This window comes from Denitrobacterium detoxificans (genome assembly GCF_001643775.1).
Classification (GTDB): domain Bacteria; phylum Actinomycetota; class Coriobacteriia; order Coriobacteriales; family Eggerthellaceae; genus Denitrobacterium; species Denitrobacterium detoxificans.
In genome coordinates this window covers 1815325-1840567 of record NZ_CP011402.1, presented here as the reverse complement: position 1 = coordinate 1840567, position 25243 = coordinate 1815325, and the positions used below count along the sequence as shown (strand labels likewise).

The following is a 25243-nucleotide window of genomic DNA, read 5'->3' as shown; positions in this document are numbered from 1 at the left end:
TTCGGCCTGGCGAGGCCGGGGCGATGGGCCTTGAGGGCACCCGCTCCGCTGCTCGCCCGGCGTGTTGTTGTACTCATAGAGGAACGCGAGGACATCCCCCGCGTTCCTCTTTTGTTTGCGGGCGGGTGCGCCGGGCTCGTGTGCTCGCTGGTTCATGCTTTTACTGCGCGCTGCCCGGGGTTGCCCGCGGATTTGCGTGAGGCTTCGCCTCCCGCTCTCCGCGGGCAACCCCGGGTACAGCGCGTTTTTGTTTGCTTTCACAGTGCCCCTCAAGGCCCATCGCCCCGCCCTCTGGGGTGTACCGGGCTGGGATATTCCTCTTGACGGCGTAGTACGCGTGCAAGGTGCCGGTGGTTGTAAACCGTTGGTCCGGTCGTGGGCGTTCCCACGGGCGGAGGCGCTTCGCTGTCCGCCCTGCTGCGAGTGGGTTCCGCTCGCCGGGTCGTGGGGTGTGCCACGGGCGCGGACGCTTCGCTGCGCGCCCTGATGCGAGGGGAGTTCGCTTGGCTTGGGCGGCCTCACGGGCGGAGGCGCTTCGCTGTCCGCCCTGCCGCGAGATGATCTTGCGCGCCGGGTCGTGGGGTGTGGGACGGGCGCTTTGCTTCGCTTGCGCCCTGCTGCGAGGTGTGCCAATTGCGGCATGCTGCCTCACGGGCGCGGACGCTTCGCTGCGCGCCCTGCTGCGAGGGGTGCAGCCTGCTGGGTCGTGGGCATTCGTACGGGCGCTTTGCTTCGCTCGCGCCTTGATGTGGGGGGGCGATGATTGCGGGGTTGGGTGTGGGTGGTTTGCAATTCTGTGAAATGTCGTGCTTTAGCGTGGTGGAGTAGTACAATCGATGGAACATTTCAACGCAAGCGCGTGGAAGGACGGCGCATGGAAAAGAAGGATTTGGATTGGGGCAGCCTCGGATTTAGCTATATGCCCACGTCGTACAGCTATGTGTGCAATTGGCGCGATGGCGCGTGGGAAGAGGGCGGTCTTACGGCCGACCATTCCGTCACCATTAGCGAGTGCGCGGGCATTCTGCATTATTGCCAGGAATGCTTCGAGGGTTTGAAGGCGTATACCACCGAGTCTGGCGACATCGTATGCTTCCGTCCCGATCTGAATGCTGATCGCATGTACGAAACGGCCGAGCGTCTGTGCATGCCGCCCTTCCCGAAGGATAAGTTCGTCGAGGCCGTGAAAGAGGTCGTGAAGGCCAATCTGGAATGGGTTCCCCCGTTCGGCAGTGGCGCTACGCTCTACATTCGCCCCGTCATGTTCGCCACGGGCGTCGTCATTGGCGTGAAGCCTGCTACGGAATACCAGTTCCGCATCCTGGTTACGCCGGTTGGCCCCTACTACAAGGGTGGCGCTGTGCCCATTTCCATCTGCGTGAGCCCCTTCGACCGCGCTGCACCGCGCGGCACCGGCAACATCAAGGCCGGTCTGAACTACGCTATGAGCCTGCAGGCCAACGTGGAAGCGCATGCCAACGGCTTCGCCGAGAATCTCTATCTCGACTCTCAGAGCCGTACGTACGTGGAAGAAGCGGGTGGCGCCAACATCATCTTCGTGAACAAGGAAGGCACGCTCGTGGTGCCGCAGAGTCATACCGACTCCATCCTGCCCTCTATCACGCGTCGTTCGCTCGTGGTGGTTGCGCGCGACATCCTGGGCATGAACGTCGAGGAGCGTCCGGTGAAGTTTGCCGAGGTCGAAGCGGGAGACTTCGTCGAGGCGGGTCTGTGTGGCACGGCTGCCGTGATTAGCCCCGTGGGCAAGATCACCAACGGCGACGAAGTTATCGAGATCAGTGGCATGGAAGCTGCTGGCCCCGTTATGACGAAGCTCCGTAACACCCTTACGGGCATTCAGAGTGGCGAAATCGAAGGCCCCGAGGGCTGGGTCGTGAAGATTGCCTAGTGCAGGCAGCAATTGCACGAACGTTATGGGCGGAGGTTTCCTCCGCCCTTTTTGTTTTAAGTTATCGGCTTGGTAAAGGGTAGCCGTTCAAGCGCTCGGGGGAATACAAAGAAATATAATAGTCCCTAAGTCTCATTATCGGGGGCGTGAGCCTGGGGGATCGTGGCTAGGCGTGCTGGCCATGATGCCCAAGGTGCGAAGGGGGCTACCGTGGGTAGATATCAGTTTGCCGATGGGGAGCGCAAGGTGCTGGAGGGCTTGCCCCAGCCTCTTGCTATATATCAATTTATCGACAAGCGCGTTTCGACGCTCATTCTGTCTAATGGCTTCTGCGAGGTGTTCGGCTACGAAGATCGCAAGCAGGCCTATTTCGACATGGACAATGATATGTACCGGGATACGCATCCCGATGACGTTGCCCGCATCGCCGAAGCAGCCGTTCGCTTTGCCACGCAGGGTGATCGATACGACGTTGTCTACCGTACCAAGGACCATCGTAGCGACGGCTATCGCATCATACATGCCAAGGGTGAGCATCGCTACACGGAAGAGGGCGTGCGTCTTGCCTATGTTTCGTATACAGACGAGGGTTCTTTTACGGGCGAGCGGGGGGATTTGCGAGGTTCCGACCTAACGCTTTCTCTCACTGAAGCCTTGCGCGAGGAAAGCTTCGTTCGTCACAGTACGTATGATTACCTCACGGGTTTGCCTAGCATGACGCATTTTTTCGAGCTTGCCGAAGCGGGTAGGCGCGCCATCGAAGAGCGCGGCGGGGAACCCGTGATGCTGTACCTGGACCTTAGCGGCATGCAGGTGTTCAATACGCAGAACGGATACGGCGCGGGTGACAAGCTTATTCGCGAATTTGCCAACCTTCTGAAGGCTACGTTTTCCCATGATAGCTGCTGTCGCATTTCGGGCGACCATTTTGCGGTCTGCACGGAAGAGGCGGGTCTCGACGAGGTACTGCAAAGGTTCTTCGACGAATGCGCCCAGATTAACGCCGGAAACAGCCTTCCCGTTCGTGTGGGCGTATTCCCGCGCAAAATGGGCGACGGTTCGGTGAGCGAGGCGTGTGATGGCGCTAAGCTTGCCTGCGATGCGCTGCGTACCCAGTTCGCCTCGAGCTATGGGTATTACGACAGCGCCATGCGGGAAGATGCCGAACGGCGGTTGCATATCTTGGCCAATATAGACAATGCAATTGACCAGGGGTGGATTAAGGTGCTCTACCAGCCGATCGTACGGGGCTTGAATGGGCACGTGTGTAATGAAGAATCGCTTTCCCGTTGGGTCGACCCTCGATACGGCGTCATATCGCCCGATGATTTCATTCCGGTGCTCGAGGAGGCGGGCACGATATACAAGCTCGATTTGTATGTGCTCGATCAGACGTTACGGAAGATGCGTCTGCAGCAGCAGGCTGGCTTGTACGTGGTGCCATCGTCGATAAACCTTTCAAGAGCGGATTTCACGGCGTGCGACATCGTGGGGGAGATAGCGGAGCGCGTAGATGCCTCGGGCTTCTCGCGTGACATGATTGCCATCGAGGTTACGGAAAGCATTCTTGGGAGCGACTTCGAATTTATGAACGAGCAGGTCAAGCGCCTGCGCGCGCTGGGATTCCCCGTGTGGCTAGATGATTTTGGGAGTGGCTATTCCTCTATGGACGTGCTGCAAAGTGTGGAATTCGACCTTATAAAATTCGATATGAGTTTCATGCGTCGCCTCAGCGAAGGCGATAGTGCGAAAACCGTGCTAGCGGAGCTCGTGAAGATGGCCACGTCTTTGGGCGTTGATACGCTTTGCGAGGGCGTAGAGACGGAAGAGCAGAAGCGGTTCTTGCAGGAAGTGGGGTGCTCCAAGCTCCAGGGCTTTCTGTTTTGCCGTCCTGTGTCGTTCGCGGAAATACGCGAACGGTACGATCGGGGCATTCAGATTGGCTTCGAAAACCCCGAAGAGTCGGAATATTACGACACCATCGGTCGTTTGAATTTGTACGACCTTGCTGTTATGGCGAATGAGGAAGATGCCCTACGCAAGTACTTTGACGTGCTTCCCATGGGCGTTATCGAGGTGGGCGAAAATACTATCGAGTATGCGCGATCCAATCAATCGTACCGCGATTTCTTGAAACGGTTCTACGGATTCGACATTGGCAATCCCATGCCGGGATATGCGGGGAATCCCTTCGACTCTGACTCGCCGTTCGTTCACGTCGTCCGCCAATGCTGCAGGGAACGGGGTCGTATTTTCTTCGATGAGACGATGGCCGATGGCTCCACCGTGCATGCCTTCATTCGGTACATGCGCTCGAACCCGGTAACGGGGAAAACTGCCATTGTTGTCGTGGTCTTGTCGGTGTCGGAAGCGGGCGAAGGGGCTACCTATGCGGGCGTCGTGCGTGCGTTGGCGACTGACTACTTCAAAATCTACTACGTCGACTTGGCTTCGGAGGGCTTTATCGAGTACAGCCTGAATACCGAGGGCGAAGAGTTGGCGGTGCAGCGTCATGGCGAACGGTTCTTCGAGGCGGCGCGAGCCGATGCTCCCTCGCGCATTTACGCGGATGATATCGATTCGTTCTTTGCCGACTTTTCGCTTCAAGGGGTGAGGCGCGAATTGGGCGAGCATGGCGTGTGGACCATTGCGTATCGTCGTGCGGACGATCCTACGAGACGCGTGGGCGTGAAGGTTGTCCGCCTGAACGCGGATAGCGAACAGGTCGTCATCGGCATTCGAAATCTCTTCGACGGGGAGTAAGAATCCTGCATGTTCCCTGACGCGTCCCGTTTGGTGCTGGGCGTTTGGGGTGCTGACCCCCGGCATTGTGCAGGGTGTCAGCGGCCACCTGGGGCCGTCTAAGGCCCTATTGTGCTCATATTGCGCTATGTTCGACTAACTCTAACTACGTCCGTTTGCGCGCCGCGAGAGCGTTCGATACACTAGTATGCTCAATTTTTCTGAAAGGACGGTTCTCGTGGACGACGCCGTATTTACCGAAGAGCAAGAGCATCTTACGCACACCTATGAAAAGCTGTGTGGCATTCGCAATGCGCAGCTCGAGAAGATTCGCTCAACGAGCGAGGAAGCAACGCGCGATTTGGGCAGCATGCGCGACGAGCGGTCGCTCGACTTCGCCGAGGTTGACCATACGGCCGAAACGATGATTGAGCTCGAGGCCATGAACAGCATCATTGCGGGGTACCAGCGCACGGCGAACGCTGCCGAGGAAACCCTGCGTCGCGCGGAAATGCTCATGCGGCAGCCGTATTTCGCGCGCATTGACTTGCAGCTGAAGGAAGGCGCCCCTGCGCGTAGCATCTACCTGGGCAGCGTGGGCATCGCCGACGAGACGCGCCGTCATTTTATCGTCGACTGGCGAAGCCCCGTGGCTGAGGTGTACTACAACCAGAGCAACGGCGCCACGCAATACGAGGCGAACGGTCGCACCATTCATGCCAATCTGAAGCTGCGACGTCAGTTCGATATCACGCGCGACACGCTGAACGCCTACTTCGATACTACGGTGGCTATCGAGGATCCCCTACTGTTGAAGGCGCTTGGGTCGCGTCACTCCGAGAAGCTGCACGCCATCACCGCCACCATTCAGCGCGAGCAGAACGAGGTCGTGCGTCATGAGGACGTACCGGCCTTGGTGGTAAACGGCATTGCCGGCAGCGGAAAGACGTCGGTGCTGCTGCAGCGTATCGCCTACCTGCTGTATCGCAACCGCGAGAACCTGACGCCCGATCAGGTGTACTTGTTTACTCCTAATCCCGTGTTTGGTCGTTACATCGACGACGTGCTGCCCAGCATGGGCGAGAAGAACCCCCAGATCTTCACCTGGCGCTCTTTCGTGGAGAACCAGGGGCTTGCCGATCGCGGCATGGGCGAGGGTACCGCCCCCGCGGTGCTTCAGGGCATTGCCGATGCCCTGCCGGGCCTTACGCTCGACCCACATGACTTCCGAGAAATCGCCGTCGATGGAACGGTGCTGCTCAAAGCATCGCAAGTGCAGTCGGCTGCTCGCAAGTACGAGCATGTTCCTGTAGGCCCGCGCTTTAGCGGCCTCATGGTCGAGGAACTGCACGATCGCCTGGATCGTAGGTTCGACTCCATGGCTCACGACGAAGCACTGCACGACGAAATGCTCTCGCTCGACGTCGACGACATGGTGCGCTATTTTGGCAGCGCCATTGCACCCTCCACGCAGGAAGAGACCGTCAACCTGGCTAAAGAGTACGTGCAGGCGCGTTATGCCGTAGCGCACGAGGCTATCGAGAACTTGGAGTGGCTGCGTTTCGATCGCATTGGCATGCGCGTTACGGGGCAGCCCACGGTGAGTGCCGTTGAGTGGCTGTATCTGAAGGCGCGATTTGCGGGCACGGGGTGCCGTAGCGCGCGCTACGTCATGGTCGACGAGGTCCAGGATTATACGGAAGCCCAGCTCATGGTCTTGGCTCATTGGTTTGGGAACGCGCATTTTCTGCTGCTGGGCGACGAGCACCAGGCCATTCGCGAGCACACTGCTACCTTCCCCGAGATTCGCGAGGTTTTCGCGCGGGCCAAAGGCGAGGTGAGCGAATGCCGCCTGCTCACCAGCTATCGTTCAACCCCCGAAATCACCAGCATGTTCTGTGGGCTGGTGCATGGCAGCGATATCCAGGCGACGTCGGTGCAACGCGAGGGGCAGGCGCCCACCATCCAGGCGTGTTCGCGAGATGCCGCTGAGTATCTGGCTGCGCTGCGTGCCCAGATCGAGGCTGCACGAGAGCGTGGTGGCCTTACGGCCATTGTTGCGGAAAGCCACGATCGCGTACGTTGGCTCGCTCGTGAACTGGGGGCGCGCAAGCCCGACGAGGCAGACGAGGGCGATATCGTGCTTATGCGTCCGAATGCCAGCCTGCCGGCCGCGGGTGTGGTGCTTATCGACTTGCCGCTGGCCAAGGGCCTGGAATTCGACGCCGTCATCGTGCCCGATGCCCAGGATTCGGTATATCCCGATACGCCGCTTGCGCGCCGCCGTTTGTACACGGCCATCTCGCGTGCAACTCATTTCGTATCCGTGCTTTCGCAGGGTCCCCTTACGCCGCTGCTGGCGTAAATCCTCCCGCAATCTATACCGTGTTTTGCGTTTTCGCCCCGGATTTTCCGGGGCGATTCTTTTGAGCCTCCCCAGGGGGTGGGAGGGGTGCGTTTTTACGAGTGGTAATCAAATCGTTATTTTCGTTGTTTTGACTTTTTCAAATTGGTGGGTATGGGAACGAGCTATCAGCGCATTTTTGTGAAAACGTGGGGGAGAGGGGAGGTGCCTTTCTTTTGGGTCATCCACCCCGCTTGAACCAAACATGCCTTCCCACCTGGTCTTTTGCCTGATTGAACCCTAGAAGCTCACCTTCGAATTTGATAGAATTGCGGTAGTAATTTCCGCATGTGCGGCTGTGTGGGGTGTATGCCGCAATGCGTTTGGGGGAATAGGGGGACGTAATGAACACGTTCGCTCATGCTGCTTCGGAAAAGTCGTCCGACGTGCGCAAAAGGCGTGGTCGGCGTCGATTGCGCCATGTTTCCTGTGCGAGCTATATCCCCGTGCGACCTGCGGCTTCGCATGGTTGTACTAGCTGTGAAACCGTGGGTGACTCCCTTTCGAGCCAGCGCCTTGTGCGTGCCATTCTAGGTGCGTTGCTGGCGATAATCATGGCCGTTGCCATGACGCCCATCGTTCCGGCGGAACGGGCATATGCGTATGTTGACGCAGGTCAGACGGTTACCGATAACGCGACGCAATTCAAGTTCTACACCATGACGTCGGGTAGCTCCGCGTATGGCGACATCGTATATTCGAGCGACCTTGCGGGCGAGCATCCCATTGCCGCTGCGGCCGCAGGCGAAGTCGTTTACATGCACGTAACGCCTACTCAGGGCTACACTTTGACCGACGCGTACGACTGCATCAGGGTCTCCTTCGCGGGCATGAAGGAAGCCACGCTGGATCCCCATCTGGATTCGCCCATCGTGAAGGACGCCACGAACCTCTTCCACTTCACGATGCCCGATTGCTACGCATTGCTTGGTAACAGTGCCGCAGATCAGGCGGCGGCTGGCTCCATTTACGCGATCGTTACGCCTACGTACATCCCGCGTACCGGAACGTCGTACACCATTACGTCGCAAGCTGGAACGGGCGGCACCATTCAGAATTTGCCCACGTCAGGTTATCCGGAAGATGACATTACGTTCTCCGTGGTTCCCCAGACCAATTACGCTGTGGATTCGGTTTCCGTTGCGGGCGACGATGTTGGCGCTATCGAGTGCGGGGTGAACGCAGTTGGCCTGTATGAGTTCTCTATGCCGGCCGATAACGTCACGGTGACCGCCACCTTTAAGTCGAACGCCACCAGGCAGATCGATCCTCCTTCCCCCAATTCCCTAACGTACAATGGCGCAGCTCAGGTAGGTATGAGCAGTGGCACGGGCTATACGCTTTCGGCTCCTGCTGGCGTAATGCCCCAGGCAACTATTTCTGGCGGCGATGCCATTGGGACGAATGCCGGCACGTATCCGGTTACTGCTACGTTGAGCTCGGGTTTCTCCTGGTCGGATGGGACGTCTGCAGCGAAGAGCCTCTCGTTCACCATTTCGCCTGCCGACATTTCCAGCTGCACCACTACGCTGGCCTCCAGCTACACGCTTGAAGAGGCCCAGGCTGCTGCAGCGCATGCTCCGCAGCTTACCTACACCACGGGCACGGGAACGCCCCTTGCGGTTCCCACCAGCGATTTCACAGTAACGTATACGACCAACAATGGTGCGGTGCAGTCGACCACGTTCCCCACGACGCCCGGTTCGTATACGGCGGTCTTCGTTGCCGACAACATTCAGGGCGCAACGGGCAACTTCAAGGGCATCAAGCAGGTGAACTTCACGGTCGCCGAAACGCCACCGACCATGTATAACGTGCGTTTAGCTGCGGTTTCCTATGGAACCATCCAGGCGAGCCCCGTGGTTGCCGCGGAGGGCGCAACTATCACGGTTGACGCTCAGCCGTATGAAAACTACAAGGTTACCAGCGTTACGTATACGGATAGCACGGGCACTCATCAGGTGACCGAAACGGCTGGGGCCTGGTCGTTTGGCATGCCCGCTAGCGACGTTACGGTGGGCGCGACGTTCGAGCTCGATAGCGCTCCGGTTGACGAGCCCAAGACGGCCCAAGTCCCCATTGCCGTGCGTGACCTCGTGTACAACGGTAAGGCTCAAATTGGCGTCTCCGCAGGTGAGGGCTATCATCTTTGGGCGGATGTCGATCAGGCGCATTACGTGACGGACCCTTCGTCGGGAAGTGCGGGAAGCTCCACGCCCTCCGCAAACGCCACGCTCACGTTTGACGATGCCGGCAATGCCACGGCGGTGAATGCTGGTTCGTACACGTTGGTTGCGGAACTCGATGAAGGCTACGTTTGGGCAGGTCAAGCAGGTGCCGCGGCAACTGCTGCGAAAGAGCTGACCTTCACGGTGTCGCCTAGGGACATTGGTTTGTGCACCATGGCCACCATCGCTCCCCAAACGTATGCCGGATCTGCAGTTACGCCGACCGTTTCCATTACCGATGGCGCGCTGGGCGCCCTGGGAGAAGGCGATTTCGAGCTTTCGTATGCTGGCAACAACACCGTTGGAACGGCTACGGTCACGGCTACGGGCGAAGGCAACTACACTGGTACGCTTAAGGGGCAATTCCAAATCGTTTCTGCAGGTGAATACGATTCGACGCCTGTCGCTTTGCACCGTTTGTACAACCCGAATTCGGGCGAGCATTTCTACACAGCCGACCCGCATGAGGCCGCTGAAGTCGAGGCTGCGGGCTGGACGTACGAGGGCATTGGCTGGACGGCGCCCACTTCGAGCGCCACGCCCGTATATCGCCTGTACGATGCCACGGCAGGCGAGCACTTCTACACTACGAGCACGGCAGATCGTGATGCGTATATCGCTGCGGGCTGCAACGATGAGGGCATTGGCTGGTATTCCGACGACGCGCATGGCGTAGAGGTGTTATGCCAGGTCAACCCCAATGCAGATGTGGGAGCATTCAATTACACGGTCTCTCAGACGGAAAACGACTATCTGCTGAGCATTGGCTGGCGCGCCGGTGCCTCCGTTTGGTACGCGCTCGCTCCAAGCTGATAGACGGCGCGGACGTGCCGCGCGGCCACCCTTCATCCGAATCCATGTGATCGGCGCGCAGGAGACGCGCCGGAATCCTCGTGCACTCGTTTTGCGTGCTATCATGGGCGCATTGCGTTCAACAGAGGAGTACACATGTCGCTTTCCATCGGTATCGTGGGCCTGCCCAACGTTGGCAAATCCACGCTGTTTACCGCGCTTACCAATCAGAGCGGTCTTGCCGCGAATTATCCGTTCGCCACTATCGAGCCCAATGTCGGCATCGTGCCTGTTCCCGACAGCCGTTTGAATCGTCTGGCCGAAATCGACCATCCTGCGCGCATCGTGCCCGCCACGGTGGAGTTCGTCGATATCGCCGGTCTGGTTGCGGGCGCAAGCCAGGGTGAGGGCCTGGGCAATCAGTTCCTGGCCAATATTCGCGAGACCGATGCCATCTGCGAGGTCGTGCGTTTCTTCTCCGACCCCGACGTCGTGCATGTGGCTGGCAAGGTAAACCCAGCTAGCGACGTGGAAACGATCAAGACCGAACTCATCCTGGCCGACATGGGCACGCTGGAAAAGGCCATGAGCCGCCTGGAAAAGGAAGCCAAGCGCGATAAGAGCCTTGCCCTGCGTCTGGAAACGGCCAAGAAGGTCTACGAGGGCCTGAATGAGGGGCATCGTGCGCGTACGCTGGGCCTTTCCGACGAAGAGGCCGACAGCATCCGCGATCTGTGCCTGCTTACCATGAAGCCCATGCTCTACATCGCCAACGTCGACGAAGACGCCCTCGATGCCGAGTTGCCCGAAATCGACGGCACGGTGCCCGTGCCTATTTCCGCGAAAGTGGAAGCCGACCTGGCCGAACTCGATGAGGCGGAGGCTGCGGAGTACCTGGAGGCCATGGGTCTTTCCGAAAGCGGCCTGGCGCGCCTGGTGCGCGAGGCATATGCGCTTCTGGGCCTGCAGAGCTTCTTCACCAGCGGCGAAACCGAAAGTCGCGCATGGACGGTGCGCGTGGGCGCGAAGGCGCCCCAGGCCGCAGGCGTTATTCATTCCGATTTCGAGCGCGGCTTCATCAAGGCCGAAACCGCCAGCTTCGAGGACTATAGCGAGCTGGGTGGCGAAGCAGGTTGCCGCGCTGCGGGTCGCTTGCGCCAGGAGGGCAAGGATTACGTGGTGCAGGACGGCGACGTCATGCACTTCAAGTTCAACGTCTAAGCGCGTAGAATCCCGTATAACACTAGCTTTTGGGCTGTCTGGTGCGTCGCACTGGGCGGCCCATTTTCGTGCCTCGTGCGCCGTTTGAGCGCCCTGCTTTTGCCGGGCGCACCGCATTGCGTTTGCGCAAGGCGCTTACATTGGGGCGATTCGCTGGATTTGCGGCGTTGGGCTGCCCTCTTTGCTATAGTTTCCACCGAATGTAATTTGCATCGGAGGGACATCTATGACCCAGCATGTCACGGAAAAAGACGTCCGCGCCATTGCGGAATATGCGCGCATCGGGCTAACCGATGAAGAGCTTCCGCAGATGACGCAGGACCTCAATGCCATCATCGAGAGCTTGAAGCCCATCACGGAATACGACCTGGACGGCGTGGAGCCTACGTTCCATCCCATTGGCGATCTTTCCAACGTGATGCGCGAAGACGTGGAGGTGCCCGGATTCACGCAGGAACAGGCGCTTTCTAATGCGCCCCTGCAGCAGGATGGCTCCTTCCGCATCCCCTCTATTCTGGGAGGCGAGGCCTAAATGTCGTTTTCTAGCATGAATATCGCCGAAATCCAGGCGGGTCTGCGTGCGGGTGAGTTCTCCGCCCGCGAGATTGCAGATAGCTCGCTCGAGCGCATCGAGCGCGTCGACGCTCAGGTGAACGCGTTCCTGGAAGTAACGGCCGACGCTGCGCGCGAAGCCGCAAGCGGCGTGGATGCCGCCATCGCCGCGGGCACCTTCGACGAGCTGGGTCCCCTGGCTGGCGTGCCCGTTGCCTTCAAGGACAACATGAACCAGCTGGGTACTCATACCACGTGCTCTAGCCGCATGCTCGAAAACTACGTGTCGCCCTACACGGCCACGTGCGTGCAGCGCGTGCTCGATGCGGGTGGCCTGCCCCTGGGCAAGCTGAACATGGACGAGTTCGCGTTCGGCAGCTCTACGGAAACGAGCGCCTTCGGTACCACGAAGAACCCCTGGGATCTGCAGCGCGTTCCCGGTGGAAGTAGCGGCGGTAGCGCGGCTGCAGTGGCCGCGGGCATGGCTTGTGTCACGCTGGGTAGCGACACGGGTGGCTCCATCCGCCAGCCCGGCAGCTTCTGCGGCGTCGTTGCCGTGAAGCCTACGTATGGCGTGGTAAGCCGTTACGGCGTGGTCGCCTTCGGCAGCTCGCTCGATCAGGTGGGTCCCTTCGCGCGCAACGTGCGCGATGCGGCGCTTACGCTCAATGCGCTTTCCGGCCGCGATCCCCTCGATTGCACCAGCCAGGAATGCACCATCGATTTCACGGCCAACCTCGAGCAGGGCGTGCAGGGCATGCGCATCGGCATCGTGCCCGCCTTCATGCAGGCTCAGGGCCTTACCTCGGAAGTACGCAGCGCCATCGAGGCCGCAGCTGCCAAGCTGGAAGCCGCGGGCGCCACGCTGGTGGAAGTCGAGCTTCCCAACGCTGCGGCGGCCATGAGCGCCTATTACGTGCTGGGTCCGTGCGAGGCATTTAGCAATCTATCTCGCTTCGACAGCGTGCGTTACGGGTATCGCGACCCCGGTCATCACGATCTGGGCAGCCAGTATGAGGCGAGCCGCGCGAAGGGCTTTGGTCCCGAGGCACGTCGCCGCATCATGCTGGGTAGCTACCTGCTTTCCTCGGGCGTGTACGACAAGTACTACTATCCCGCGCAGCAGGTGCGTACGCTCATCACGCAGGATTACACGCGTGCATTCGAGCAGGTCGATTGCATCCTCGCGCCGGTGTCTCCCCGTACTGCCTTCAAGTTCGGCGAGGTAAGCGACCCCACCACCATGTACCTGTCCGATATCTTCACCATCAGCATCAACATTGCTGGCAATGGCGGCATGAACATGCCCATCGGGCTGGGGGAGGACACGGGCCTGCCGGTGGGCGCTCAGCTTATCGCCCCGGCGTTCCATGATGCCAATATGCTGCGCGTAGCTTCCGCGCTTGAATCCATCTATGGCCCCGCTCCCGTGGCGCCTGCGTTCGCTGAAGAGGAGGGTGGTCGCTAATGAAGAGCATGGAAGAAGTGCTGCGCGACTGGGAAGCCGTAATCGGCCTGGAAGTGCACTGTGAGCTCACCAAGCTGGAAACCAAGATGTTCTGTGGCTGCAAGCTGGAATTCGGCGCAGAACCCAATACCCATACCTGCCCGGTGTGCCTGGGCCTGCCGGGTGCCCTGCCGGTGCCCAATAAGGCTGCTATCGAGAACATCGTGCTGGCTGGCCTGGCCACGAACTGCGATATCGAAAAGCACACGATGTTCTATCGCAAGGGTTACATGTATCCCGACATGGCCAAGAACTTCCAGACCACGCAGGGCCCCAAGGCCTTCTGCATGCGTGGCTGGCTCGACCTCGATGTCGATGGTCGCGGTGCCTCCGAGCGTTACAACCTGGAAGAGCTTGCGGAAGGCGAGCAGGTCGAAAACATCACGCGTACGGCCGATGGCTACCGTGCGCACGTGGGCATCGAGCGCATCCACATGGAGGAAGACGCTGGCAAGATGATTCACGTGGGTGGTGCGGAAGGTCGCATCGAGGGCGCGAAGGAGAGCCTGGTTGATTACAACCGCGCAGGTACGCCGCTCATCGAGTTGGTTACCAAGCCCGACCTGCGCACGCCGGAAGAGGCGCGTCTGTTTATGCAGAAGCTACGTCAGATCTTCCTTGCCATTGGCATTTCCGACTGCAGCATGGAAGAGGGTAGCCTGCGCGCCGACGGCAATATCAGCCTGCGTCGCCGTGGCACCACGCAGCTGGGTACGAAGACTGAGCTCAAGAATATCAACAGCTTCAAGAGCCTGCACGACGGCCTGGCTTATGAGATTTGCCGTCAGGCAGAGGTGCTCGAAGAGGGTGGCGTCATCTACCAGGAAACGCGTCATTGGGATCCGTCCGCCAAGCGCACCATCGTCATGCGTGTGAAGGAAACGGCCGACGACTATCGCATGTTCCCCGACCCCGACCTGGCTCCCTACGACCTCTCCGACGAATTCATCGAGCGCGTGCGCGCCAAGCTCCCCGAGCTGCCCGATCAGAAGGCTGCGCGTTTCAAGGAGAGCTTCGGCCTTTCCAGCTACGACGCCCGTCATCTGGTGGAGCATCGTGCCACCACGGCGTTCTTCGAGGACTGCATGGCGCTGCCGGAATGCAAGCCTGAGTTCGCGAAGCCCCTGGCCAACCTGCTTATCAATGACATTGCGGCCCGCCTGAACAATGGCGAGCAGATTGACGCGAGCGTACTCACGCCCGCACGTATGGTTGCACTGGTTGGCATGCTTGCAGCCGACGAGCTGTCTAGCAAGCAGGGCAAGGAAGTGCTGCAGGCCATTCTCGACGAAGACGCCGACCCGGCTGCCATTGTGGAAGCGCGCGGCATGAAGCAGGTAAGCGACACCGGTGCCTTGGAGGCTATTGTCGACGAAGTGCTCGCTGCCAACCCCGACAAGGTCGAGGCGTACCGTGGCGGAAAGACGGGTCTGCTTGGCTTCTTCGTGGGACAGTGCATGAAGGCAACGCGGGGGCAGGGTAACCCCAAGCTCATCAACCAGCTTCTCACCTCGAAGCTCGGTTAATGTAACGGTTTCCGCAGATAGCGGAATTGAGATAGGCGCGCAGCGTGCGGGAATAACCGCGGCTGCGCGCTCTGCGTTTGAAAGGAGCGCATATGCGCGAAAAGGAAATTGAGGGCATCACGCTGCTGGGTAACCAGGGCACGAAGTACGCCACCGATTACGACCCTTCGGTATTGGAGACGTTTGAAAACAAGCATCCCGATCGTGACTACATGGTCACGTTCCGCTGCCCGGAATTCACCACGTTGTGCCCCATTACGGGTCAGCCGGATTTCGCCACGCTTTACATTAACTATGTTCCCAACGTGCGCATGGTCGAGAGCAAGGCGCTGAAGCTGTACCTGTTCAGCTTCCGCAACCATGGCGATTTTCATGAGGATGTGTGCAACATTATCGTGAACGACCTGGTAAAGCTCATGGAGCCGAAGTACATCGAGGTGCGTGGCATGTTCTATCCGCGTGGAGGCATTTCCATTTACCCGTTTGCGAACTGGGCTCATCCCGATTTCGGCTATCAGGAAATCGCGCGTGAGCGCATGTTTGCGCAGCTGTCCGACCTGGACAAGGGCGATGGTGCCCGATGAGTCCTGCGGCGAAGCGGGCGCTCGTTCTTTCTAGCGGCGGGGTAGATTCCACTACGTGCCTGGGCCTGGCGGTAGAAAAGCTGGGTGCTGAAAACGTGGCGAGCGTCTCGTTCTTCTATGGGCAGCGCCACGATCGCGAGCTGCGTGCAGCCGATGCTGTAGCCAAACACTATGGCGTGCGCCATTACACGCTCGATCTGGCGGGTATCATGCAGTATTCCGACAGTGCCATGCTGGCTAATAGCTCGCAGCAAGTGCCGCATGGCACGTATGCGAAGCAGATTGACGAGAATGGTCGCCCGAACACCTACGTCCCCTTCCGCAATGGCCTTATGCTTTCTGCGGCGGGTGCTCTAGCCATGTCTTTGTTCCCGGATGAGGCGTGCGATATATACCTAGGCGCTCACGCAGATGATGCGGCGGGGGATGCCTACCCCGATTGTTCGCCCGCGTTTACCCAGGCTATGGACGAGGCGCTCAGTGTGGGTACCTATGGTAACGTGCATTTGGTTGCGCCGTTCGTTAATTGCACGAAAGCCCAGGTGGTCGAGCGTGGTCTGTCGCTCGACGTGCCGTATGAGCTTACTTGGTCATGCTATGAAGGTGGGGAGGCCCCCTGCGGTACGTGTGCCACGTGTCTCGATCGCATTGCCGCTTTTCGTGCTAACGGGACCGAGGATCCCGTTCCTTACGCAGAATAAGCGATGCAAAACGACGCCCGACTTGCAGTAAAGCCGGGCGTCGTTAGTTTATAGCAACAAAAAAGCCCCTGCGAACAGGGGCTTCACAATGCTAAATGGTGCGCCGTGAGGGATTCGAACCCCCGACGTACTGATTCGTAGTCAGTCCCTCTATCCAGCTGAGGTAACGGCGCAAGTAAATCAGCGAGGAATATAATGCCCGTTCTATCCGCTTGTGTCAACGGCTTTCGCCGATTTATTCAGACCTTCAAATTTCCGACACTTCCCAAGGGTCCCCGCGCATAAATTGCGAACAGCGCCCGCATGCTAGGAGGCGAGGCGCCACGCGCCGAGCGGGATGGAGTCATACCGCTGCCCTCCGTCCCAGCATGCGCCCAGGTCCGCCATCAGGACATTGTGAAAGCAAACCAAAAAGTCGCTTGGCTCAGCCAAGCGACCATATAAAAGCATGAACCAGCGCAGCGCACGAGCGTAGGGCAAGGCCCGTGCGGGGCCTTACCCACGCGAGCAGCGGAGCGATGTCCAGATGGCGGGCCCGGGCGCATGCGCGAGCGGGATAACCATAGAGTGGGAGGGGAGCACATAGCGCCTACATAAGCGAGTGCTATACTTCGCAGGCTCGTTTCGACGAGCAGCTGTTCGCAATTATCCAGCTACATCAAAACTAAGGAATGAAAAGTGAAGAAGACGAACAAGAACCTTATGCTTTGCGGCATGGTGTTCGCGGTGTCGCTCGTGGTGAGCAACGTCGTGACCGCAAAGACCATTCAAACGGGGATTCCCCTGTTCGGTAGCACTATTACGCTACCGGGCGCAGCGCTCTGCTACGCCATTACTTTTCTCATGACCGACGTTATCGGCGAAATCTGGGGCCGCAAGGCCGCTCAGACGGTCGTAAACTGGGGTTTCGTGTGTCAGCTTTTGGCAACGGGCCTTATTCTGCTTACCCAGTATCTGCCTGCGGCAAATGCTGAGATGCAGGTATCCTACGACATGCTCCTCGGCCAGAACGTTATCTTCGTTATCGGTAGCATGACGGCGTACTTCCTATCCCAATCCTGGGACGTGTGGGTCTTCCACAAGATCCGCGACAATGTGCTCGCGCGCACGAGCAACGAAAAGCTTCGCTTCATGTGGAATAACGCCTCTACTATGACGTCGCAGATCATCGACACGGTTGTCTTTGTGGGCATCGCTTTCGGCATCGGCTTCGGTTGGCTCTTCGACCCCGCCATGCTCCCCGCTCTGGGCGCCATGATGGTGGGCCAGTACCTTATCAAGCTGCTCCTTGCAGCCTGCGATACGCCTTTCTTCTACCTTCTTACGCGTCGCATGCCCACTTCCGGCGCCATGCAGCAAGCAGAGGCGTAGCAATCGCGCACCTGCCAGCTCGCCCTTTAACGCCCTCGTCACCGCGACGAGGGCGTTTTATTTGTGTCTGCGATGTTCCGTCCAGGCTTCCACCGCGATCGTCCCTACCCGTGACAGCGACGCCGGCGCAGCCGGCCAGCTCACACACTTTCCCCAGGTCCCCACAAGTCGGCGGGGGTTCGAATCCCCGCGTTCAGTCAGACTTGCAAGCTCCGTTCCCGGGCTTTTCTCCGATCGGGTTGCGCTGGGGGCGTGGGCCCCGTAGGAGGCACTGTGATTGGCATGAACGGGTCGCGCCCGCCCGCATGCGCCCCGCAGGACCACTGTGAAAACACTAAATAGCGCTGAACCCGGGGTTGCCGCGGAGAGCGGGAGGCAAGGCCTCACGCAAATCCGCGGACAACCCCGGGCAGCGCAAAGTAAAGTCATGAACCAGCGAGCGCACGAGCGTAGGTTTCGGCCCGTGTGGGGCCGAAACCACGCGAGCAGCGGAGCGGGTGTCCGGCGGGGCGCATGCGGGCGGGCCCCGGCCGATGGTGCTCCTACGGGCCCATGCCCCCAGTGCTGTCTGTGAAAACAAAAAAGCCCCTGCGAACAGGAGCTTTACAATGCTAAATGGTGCGCCGTGAGGGATTCGAACCCCCGACGTACTGATTCGTAGTCAGTCCCTCTATCCAGCTGAGGTAACGGCGCATTTGAAGCAGCAAAAGGTATATTAACAGTTCGCGAAAAGGAGTCAACACGCTTTTTGGAAATATTTGCTGCACTTCACAAGCGCATCTGTTACAGTTTCCTGCGCGGGTGCGAACCGCACGTCGTCTTGCCAGGTGGTAGGCGGCACGCGATTATGGCAGCGGCCTCTAGGTAGGGGCTCAATGCTCATACCTGCATGTATTGGAACAATGGAAGGTTATTACTTGAAGGTTCGAAAATCCAAACCTCTTAGTAGTTAGCCGCTCCGGCACGCCCTCCGTGGCTGCCTCAGCGGCAGCCGCATAAACGACATTTGGAGGAAGCGTGCTCTATCTTTCTCAGATGCTGGGTCGCCCTGTCTTCGATGAAGATGGCGAGCGTATCGGATCTATCTCCGATCTGGCAATCCAAACGGGCGAGGTATTTCCTCGCGTCACGAGTCTGGCTTTCAAGGGGCCAGGTAACGTGCCATTCATGATTAGTTGGCGCAAGTACGTCGATCGCTACGATGGCGACGCTGTGCGCCTTGCCGTGCCTTCTACGGGCATTCGCTTTAGCTATCTGCAGCCTCAGGAAGTGCTCTTAGCGCGCGACCTCATGGACCGTCAAATCGTCGACACGCATGGCATGAAAGTCGTGCGCGTAAACGATCTCAAGCTGTCGGAAAGCGGTACTCAGCTTCGTCTCCTGGGTGCTGAAGTTGGCATTCGTGGCATTCTTCGCGGCTTGGCCCCCTGGATCGAACGCGCGGCCGCTGGGTGCGCGAAGCTCGTGGGTAAGCGTATCGACGAGCACATCATTGCCTGGAATTACATGGACCTGCTCGATCGTGACCTTTCGAAGGTGCAGCTCTCCGTTACGCACACGCGTTTGAACGAGCTGCATCCCGCCGATGTGGCCGACATTCTAGAACAGCTCGATCCTGCTCAGCGCGCTGCGGTGTTCGAGCATCTCGACGACGAGCGTGCTAGCGATGCCATTTCGGAAATGGAAGACGAGTATCAGGCCGACACCCTCGACGACCTCGATGACGCCCGTGCAAGTAAGCTGCTGGGCAGCATGGAGCCCGACGACGCCGCCGATATCGTGCGCGATTTGCCTTACGAAAAGGCCGAGCGCTTGCTGCGACTCATGGGTATGGAGGACGCCGCCGATATTCGCAACCTGCTGGGCTATCGCGATGAAACCGCAGGTGGCATGATGACTACGCAGGTGGTTGCCATGCAGGCTGGCGACACGGTGGCCGATGCGATCGAAGCCCTGCGCCATCTGCCCGAGGATTTTCCCAGCATTCACTATCTGTACGTGAACGACGAGTACGGCAAGCTTGCAGGTGTGCTTTCAGTGCGTAGCCTGGTGCTTGCCCAGCCCGAAACGAAGCTCGCTGACATCATGTTCAGCGACGACCTCATTACTGTTTTACCTGATGAATCGGAAGACGAGGTTGCCGAGAGCATTTCGAAGTACAACTTGTGGGCTATTCCTGTGGTCGACGAGCGCGGCGAAATGCTGGGCATCGTTACCTTCGACGACGCCATCGACGTCATCGAGGACGATGTCGAGGAAACCAAGAGCGACAATTTCACCCGCGGTGCGCTTCTTTCCATCATCGGAATCGTTGCGCTTATTGCATACACCCTGGTGGTGCTGCATATCGCGGGATATGCGGGGTAGGGTATGAGTGCAAGCAAGACTACGGAAGAAGTACTGGCCGAACGCGCTGAGCGCGGCGAGGAAATCTTGCGCGATGCAAATGCGCCTGCTTCTCCCATAAAGAAGAAAAGCCGTCTGGCGGTTGTTCTGGCCGCCATGGGCCCGGGCATCATTACGGCTATGGCCGGCAACGATGCAGGTGGCATTGCCACGTATAGCACGGTGGGCGCCGAATTCGGCTTCGCTTGCCTGTGGATCATCCCCGTCATGTGCGTGCTGTTGGTGGTCGTGCAGCTCACGGCCGGTCGCATGGGCGCTGTAACAGGCAAGGGGTTCGCGGCCCTCGTGCGCGAGCGCTTTGGCATTCGTCCCACGGCCTTGGCCATGCTGGCCCTGCTCATCGGCAACGTGTGCACCACGTTTTCCCAGTTCGCGGGTATTGCTGCCGGCTGCGGCATGTTCGGCATCCCCACGTGGGTGTCGGTTGTCGTTTCCGCGTTGGCGGTATGGCTGCTGGTAAGCGGTGGTAACTATCAGCGTGTCGAGCGCATCTTCCTCATTATTTCCTTCGTGTTCGTCACGTACATCATTGCCGCGTTCATGGCGAACCCCGATTGGCCCAGCGCATTCCTCTCTACCGTGCAGCCGCAGATCGTCCAGTCGCAGAACTTCATTAGCCTGGTCATCTCTACAATCGGTACTACCATTGCTCCGTGGATGATGTTCTACGCGCAGAGCAATATCGTGGAAAAGGGCACGGGCACGGAAGAAGACGAAATGCTCGCCATCAGGGCCGATGCCGTTAGTGGATCGGTGGCGGCATGTATTGTGGCCTGGTTCATCATCGTAACTACGGGTGCGGTGCTGTTCCCGGCGGGCGTGCACGTGGATAGCGCTGCCGATGCGGCAAGCGCCCTGGTCCCCTTCGCCGGCCAGTACGCTCAGATTCTCTTTGCCGTGGGTTTGGTGGGTGCGAGCTTCCTGGCGGCTTGCGTGCTGCCCCTCACCAGCGCGTTTGTCGTGTGCGAGGCATTTGGTTGGGAAGCGGGCGTGGAATTCAGCTTCAAGGAGGCACCCATCTTCAAGGGCCTCATCACGGGCATCATTGTGTTCTCTGCGGCCATCGTGCTTATTCCCGACCTGGATCTAATGGGCGTCATGATCATGGCTCAGTTCATCAATGGCGTCATCCTGCCCATTCTGCTGGCGTTTATGGCCATCATCGCCGCCGATAAGTATGTGATGGGCAAATATGCCGTAGGTCCCGTTATGCGGGTGCTCTTGTGGCTCCTGGTGGCCATCGTTGTGGTGCTTACCGTAATTCTGCTGGTCATGCAGGCGCTTGGCTTAGCGTAGCGCTCCATTCGCCTGCTTCTTTTGCCCCGCCTAGAGTTTCTCTAAGCGGGGCTTTCTGTATCTTCGTGTAGCATTGTTGCGTTTTACTATAGTGCGGTAAAGTGCGCCGGGAAACGGTTAGAATGGCTTGAAACGCTGGCATGCGCGGTGCAAGGGAGCGCCGTAGATGAAGGGATGCTTATGGGCGAAGATCAGAAGCTGGAACTATACCGCCACTTCACGGACATTAATTCCATTGACCCGTCGTGGTACACCAGGTACGACGTAAAGCGTGGCCTGCGAAATGCCAACGGCTCGGGCGTTGTGGCTGGCATTACCAACATCTCGAACGTACATGGCTACGTTATGAGCGATGGCGACAAGATCGCCGACGATGGCCGCCTTACCTTCCGTGGCTACAATATCTACGACCTTATTGGCGATGCGGGCAGCGAACGTCGCTACAACTACGAGGAAGTGGCGTATCTGCTGCTTATGGGCAAGCTTCCCACGCAGGAGCGCCTCGACCAGTTCATTGCCGCGCTCGATGCGAACCGCGACCTGCCCAATGGCTTTACGGCTTCAATCATCATGAAGGACACGCCGCTCGACGTCATGAACGTCCTGCAGCGCTGCATTCTGCTGCTGTATGCGTATGACGAGCATGCGGAAGATCGCAGCTACGAGCACGAGATCGCCACGGCCATCTCGCTTATTTCGAAGCTTCCGCGCGTCGCCGTGCTTTCTTACTATGCGCTCCGCGCGCGCTATCATCACGAGTCGATGATTATGCATCGTTTTATCCCTGGTCAGAGCACTGCTGAAACGTTCCTTTCCATGCTGCGCCCCAATCGCGAATTCACGCCCCAGGAAGCGCGCATGCTCGACATCATGCTCTGCCTGCATGCGGAACATGGCGGCGGCAACAACTCCACGTTTACGTCGCGCCTGCTTTCCAGCGCCGATACCGACCCGTATTCTGCGTATTCGGCGGCTGTGGGCTCGCTGAAGGGCCACAAGCATGGTGGTGCGAACCACAAGGTGCGCGCTATGCAGGCCGAAATCAAGCAGAACGTTTCGAACTGGGAAAATGACGACGAAGTTGCCGATTATCTGGCAAAGATCGTCAACAAGCAGGCGTATGACCACAGTGGCCTGGTGTACGGCATGGGTCATGCGGTATACACCAAGAGCGACCCGCGCGCCGTGGTACTGAAGAAATATGCTTCCGAGCTGGCTGCCGGCACCGAATTCGAGGCTGAGTTCAAGTTACTCGAAGCCATCGAGCGCCTGTCTCCCGAGGTCATTCTTCGCGAGAAGGGTACGCGCAAGGATATGTGCGCGAACGTCGATATGTATTCTGGCTTCGTGTATAGCATGCTTGGCATTCCGGAGGACCTGTTCACGCCGCTGTTTGCCTGCGCACGTATGGCGGGCTGGAGCGCTCATCGCTTCGAAGAGATCGTAAGCGGCAAGCGCATCATTCGTCCTGCTTACAAGAGTACGCAGAAGACCGAAGCGCCCTACGTGCCCATTCAGGAGCGCTAGACGACTTCGTTTCTGGGTCGATAAGATGCTCGGACGGTTCTGGCCGTAAATAAGCCTTTTCTCGCTCCCTGAAGCGCATCAAGAAGTCTTCTTATGCCCCGCGGTTGCATTCCGCGGGGCTTTTTGCGTTTCGAGGGGGTAGGGGAGGGTGTTTCCAATTGAGGGAATATTGAAATTGTCAATGAAAACATCATGCATGAAACGATACAAAATCCTGTGATATCCATCGATTCTAAGCCCATGTTTTAAGTAAAAACGGGTACGTATTCGCTGCGTGGGGGTTACGGCATGTTAGAAGCCGTCTCATAAAGAATTTGGATAAAAGGCCTGTTCAGAAGCATAGTTGAAATGAGATAGTATTTGCATCAAATTTTACTTGTCATTTAGTAATCAGCAATGTATCATCTACTTGTGGCTTAACTATCGCTTATTTATCAAACGCGGTGCTTGGGGTCCCTGAAATGACAACCGCCCCAATCACCCGGTTGGGTAGATAGCCCGCATCCCACTTGCAAATGGGCGCACGCAAATAGCTCATCGGGGGTTGGTGGGGTGCACCGCGCACATACAAAGGCCTTCTCGTCGTTCCTACGGGCTATTTCCTTGTAGGTACGATGTGCTAGACCTTTTTACCTAAAAACGGGCCTTAGAACGGCTCTGGTGGGTTTGCGCACGTATCTACTCGAAATGTCTAGGTGCAGGAACGCCGCAGGGGGTTATATCGTGACGACGACTCATGCAGAGGACCTTCTGTATTCGCTTGTGGGGTATCCCAGCAATACGGAATGGCTGGCCTTCGTTGGCTCGGAAATCGACGTTCAGCAGATCGGGAAAGACGTGTGTGCTGTCGCCAATTCCGCGGCCTTTCATGGCCGGGGCAATGGCTATTGCGTCTGGGGCGTTAGTCCGAATTCGCATAAGTTCGTGGGCACAACGTTCAGCCCTACGGAAACCAAGTCTCCATCTGGGCAAAGGATCGTTCCCTGGCTCAAGGCGAACCTTTCGGAAGGCACCCGCTTCTCGTTCGATGTGCTCGATGCGTGGGGTAAGCGATTCGTTGTGCTCAAGGTCAACGCTGCCGCAGGTCATCCCGTACGTTTCAATGGGAAACCCTATCTGCGCCATGGCAACAAGACGAAGAAGCTGCAGGTGGGAAGCCCGCGCGAGGTAGAGCTATGGCATCGCGTTCAAGGGCCGAATCGTGAGCTCTCCGTTGCCATGGAAGGTGTATCGCCTAGTCAATTGCATGAATTGCTGAATCTCGAGGCCTATCGAGCGCTCATGCGCAGCGGGCGCACCAATGGCGGGCTCGCGTATGTGGGGAACCTCACCGGTGAAGATGCCTTGCTGGCCGACCTGGAAGAACGCGAGATCATCCGCGCTCAGGAAGGCGGGTCGTATGCCATTACCGTAATGGGTGCCCTCTTGCTTGCCACGAAGCTCAGCGCCTTTGATGAGCTGGCCCGACGCATGATTCGCATCGTGCGTTTCGCCGGGCGGGGCGCATATGAAATCGCAGATCAGGAAGTATTCGACGAGGGCTATGCCACGGCGTTGCCCAAGGCCGAAGCGTACATTGCCAGCAATACGCCCACGGGCGATCTGGCTGAAGGCGGCGTTTACCTGCGCGTGGGACATGCATATCCTCGACGCGCGGTTCGCGAGCTGCTGGTCAATTCGGTGTTGCACCAGGACATTCAGGCGTTTACGCCAGGTCCGCTGGTGAGCATCTACGACAATCGCATCGAATTCAGCAATCCGGGCAGCAGCCTCGTTCCTCCTAATCAGATGCTTAACGCCCGTCCGAAAACGCGTAACGTAGCCCTCTCGACGCAGCTTCGTGACATGGGTATTTGCGAGGAGTGGGGTGTTGGCTGGGATATGGTGGTCCAAGCGTGCGAAGAGGCGCATATGCTGCCACCGAAGACGGTGAGCACCGAAGAGGGCGGTACCGTGGTCACGCTTCGCCGTTGTGGTGGATATGAAGCAATGACCAGGTCAGATAGGGAATCTGCCGTGTATTGGCATGCGTGTTTGCGTTACGCTCAGGGCGAATCGTTCAGCAACACCACGCTCCGTGAGCGCTTTGGCCTGCCCAACGAGCAGAAAAACGTGCTTGCCATGTCTCGTCTCATTCGCGACTGCCAAACCGTGGGTCTCATCAAGGTCGAGAACGAAAAATCGGGCGCTAAATTCCGTCGTTACGTGCCGGCCTGGGCATAGTTCGATAGTAACCGCCAGGTTTCAAATGAATCACCTCGGGTAGCAATCCCTTGTTATGCTACTGCAAATGTGCTAATAATCAGCATTAACCATCTATGCATGCGTGCGCATAGGTTGGGGTCCAAACATCAGTTGCAGCGTAAAAGACCAGTTAAATCCAATAGCTGCACCGATCGAGGGGGTTGTCATTATGGGCTCGCAAAAGGGAGCGGCGGCTTCGTGCGCCGCAAAAACCGGCTACGCTTCTACGAAGA

At 58.4% G+C, this 25243-nt stretch carries 15 protein-coding genes and 2 tRNA genes; 15 read left to right on the top strand and 2 right to left on the bottom strand.

Annotation, left to right across the window (positions count from 1 at the left end):
• Window positions 1–775: 775 nt before the first annotated feature.
• The 10 genes from AAY81_RS07570 (at window position 776) to queC (ending at window position 16166) form a co-directional block, all read left to right on the top strand.
• Complete coding sequence (locus AAY81_RS07570) at window positions 776–1909, top strand: branched-chain amino acid aminotransferase (RefSeq protein WP_338030608.1); 1134 nt, start codon at window positions 776–778, stop codon at window positions 1907–1909.
• A 210-nt stretch (window positions 1910–2119) separates the two neighbouring features.
• Window positions 2120–4672, top strand: coding sequence for an EAL domain-containing protein (locus AAY81_RS07565; protein WP_066663435.1), 2553 nt, complete (start codon window positions 2120–2122; stop codon window positions 4670–4672).
• A 217-nt stretch (window positions 4673–4889) separates the two neighbouring features.
• A complete protein-coding gene (locus AAY81_RS07560) occupies window positions 4890–7016 on the top strand; it encodes a HelD family protein (protein ID WP_240480571.1) in 2127 nt (708 codons plus the stop codon).
• Window positions 7017–7573: 557 nt separating this feature from the next.
• On the top strand, window positions 7574–10096 hold the full coding sequence (locus tag AAY81_RS10610; RefSeq protein ID WP_205630818.1) for an InlB B-repeat-containing protein: 2523 nt from the start codon (window positions 7574–7576) through the stop codon (window positions 10094–10096).
• A 135-nt stretch (window positions 10097–10231) separates the two neighbouring features.
• Window positions 10232–11296, top strand: coding sequence for a redox-regulated ATPase YchF (ychF, locus tag AAY81_RS07550; protein WP_066663430.1), 1065 nt, complete (start codon window positions 10232–10234; stop codon window positions 11294–11296).
• Between the two features lie 226 nt (window positions 11297–11522).
• On the top strand, window positions 11523–11828 hold the full coding sequence (gene gatC / locus AAY81_RS07545; RefSeq protein ID WP_066663427.1) for an Asp-tRNA(Asn)/Glu-tRNA(Gln) amidotransferase subunit GatC: 306 nt from the start codon (window positions 11523–11525) through the stop codon (window positions 11826–11828).
• Window positions 11829–13316, top strand: a complete 1488-nt coding sequence (gatA, locus tag AAY81_RS07540) for an Asp-tRNA(Asn)/Glu-tRNA(Gln) amidotransferase subunit GatA (protein ID WP_066663424.1) — start codon at window positions 11829–11831, stop codon at window positions 13314–13316.
• Complete coding sequence (gene gatB / locus AAY81_RS07535) at window positions 13316–14881, top strand: Asp-tRNA(Asn)/Glu-tRNA(Gln) amidotransferase subunit GatB (RefSeq protein ID WP_066663421.1); 1566 nt, start codon at window positions 13316–13318, stop codon at window positions 14879–14881. Before gatA ends, gatB begins: the two co-directional genes overlap by 1 nt.
• Window positions 14882–14973: 92 nt before the next feature.
• Window positions 14974–15465, top strand: a complete 492-nt coding sequence (gene queF, locus AAY81_RS07530; RefSeq protein WP_066663418.1) for a preQ(1) synthase — start codon at window positions 14974–14976, stop codon at window positions 15463–15465.
• Complete coding sequence (gene queC, locus AAY81_RS07525; RefSeq protein WP_066663413.1) at window positions 15462–16166, top strand: 7-cyano-7-deazaguanine synthase QueC; 705 nt, start codon at window positions 15462–15464, stop codon at window positions 16164–16166. Before queF ends, queC begins: the two co-directional genes overlap by 4 nt.
• 96 nt (window positions 16167–16262) lie before the next feature.
• On the opposite strand, the gene AAY81_RS07520 is transcribed toward queC, so the two are convergent.
• A tRNA-Arg gene (locus AAY81_RS07520) sits at window positions 16263–16339 on the bottom strand.
• Between the two features lie 505 nt (window positions 16340–16844).
• Between AAY81_RS07520 and AAY81_RS07515 the strand changes: the two genes are divergently transcribed.
• Window positions 16845–17537, top strand: a complete 693-nt coding sequence (locus tag AAY81_RS07515) for a queuosine precursor transporter (protein ID WP_066663410.1) — start codon at window positions 16845–16847, stop codon at window positions 17535–17537.
• A gap of 616 nt (window positions 17538–18153) precedes the next feature.
• Here AAY81_RS07515 and AAY81_RS07510 read toward each other — a convergent pair.
• Window positions 18154–18230 (bottom strand) — tRNA-Arg (locus tag AAY81_RS07510).
• A gap of 324 nt (window positions 18231–18554) precedes the next feature.
• On the opposite strand from AAY81_RS07510, the gene AAY81_RS07505 reads away from it, so the two are divergent.
• The 4 genes from AAY81_RS07505 to AAY81_RS07490 all read left to right on the top strand — a co-directional run bounded on the left by AAY81_RS07505 (window position 18555) and on the right by AAY81_RS07490 (window position 24989).
• On the top strand, window positions 18555–19904 hold the full coding sequence (locus AAY81_RS07505) for a magnesium transporter (RefSeq protein ID WP_066663407.1): 1350 nt from the start codon (window positions 18555–18557) through the stop codon (window positions 19902–19904).
• Between the two features lie 3 nt (window positions 19905–19907).
• Window positions 19908–21239 (top strand): NRAMP family divalent metal transporter, encoded by a 1332-nt coding sequence (locus AAY81_RS07500; RefSeq protein WP_066663405.1) that lies wholly within the window; start codon window positions 19908–19910, stop codon window positions 21237–21239.
• Between the two features lie 180 nt (window positions 21240–21419).
• A complete protein-coding gene (locus tag AAY81_RS07495; protein ID WP_066663402.1) occupies window positions 21420–22766 on the top strand; it encodes a citrate/2-methylcitrate synthase in 1347 nt (448 codons plus the stop codon).
• 723 nt (window positions 22767–23489) lie between these two features.
• The gene (locus AAY81_RS07490; RefSeq protein ID WP_066663400.1) at window positions 23490–24989 is read left to right on the top strand and encodes an ATP-binding protein; all 1500 of its coding nucleotides are present in this window, start codon (window positions 23490–23492) and stop codon (window positions 24987–24989) included.
• The last annotated feature ends 254 nt before the right edge of the window (window positions 24990–25243 follow it).